The 1,016-nt window shown below is 32.5% G+C and carries 1 pseudogene; it reads right to left on the reverse strand.

The features are described 5' to 3' along the window. Positions 1-910, reverse strand: a pseudogene (locus M663_RS14415) (transposase); the annotation flags it as partial. Positions 911-1,016: the final 106 nt, after the last annotated feature.

The following is a 1,016-nucleotide window of genomic DNA, read 5'->3' on the forward strand; positions in this document are numbered from 1 at the left end:
TTTTGCTTAATAAAACCATCAAAATATTGCTTGCCGTCTTTGAGCATTTTAATACCTGCTTCACAAACGATATAACCATCATCAGTCAGTGGGGGATTTTTAGAATTACGCTTGTTAAGAGGAATAAAACAATGACCATGGAGAGTATCTCTAACATAATTATAGAGTTTCTTAACGTCATAACCTTTATCAGCGATAAAATTAGTACCAGTCAGTTTAAACCAATTATTAGTATCAGCAAGTAAAGACAAAGCGACATCAAAATCAGGGACATCAGCAGGAGTAGTAGTTTCAGCGATAGGTATAAAGAGATAGCATCAACAATAATATGATTTTTATAGCCCCAATAAAACTTATATCGTTTATTAGAAGAATCATTAGAAGCAGAATAAACGCCTAATTTACAATCCTTATCAGACTTAGGCTGATTATCTTTAGAGAATTTATTTTTAGAAAAAGACTTAGGGTTATTTAACTTAGTGTTAGCTTTAATAGGGGTAGAGTCCATGGAAATAAACTCACCAGAGATAATACCCATATTTTTGAGGATATTGACTTGATTTTGAAAGATAGAGGTCAAATAATCATGAGAGAACTCATTAATAAAACGGCGGAAAGTCCAATAAGAAGGAAGAGGTTTGAAAATGTTAAAGCCACAAAGATGAGCAATGATAAGATTATTGCGGAGATAATCTAAAAGGTCAGAAATTGTACCGAATCTTTCAGCTTTCATAACAATAAAAGCTCTAAACATTGCATGATGAGAATAACCCTTACGGCCAGGACTAGAGGAAGGGAATTCAGGTATTGAAGACAGGTCTAGATTTTCAAACATAGAAGAATAGAAATCAATTTTAGACAGAGAAGTAAAGAGTTCAGGTATATTTAAAAGTAATTGAAGCTGGTACATGTAGGATTTCCTCCTCCTTAAAAAATATTTTCATGCTGTATATATAATAATTCGACAAATGGGAGGTGAAATCCTACGTAAAAGATAAAAAATTCAAGAGTGATAG

Source organism: Thermoanaerobacter sp. A7A (assembly GCF_000445185.1).
In the GTDB taxonomy this organism is placed as follows: Bacteria; Bacillota; Thermoanaerobacteria; order Thermoanaerobacterales; family Thermoanaerobacteraceae; genus Thermoanaerobacter.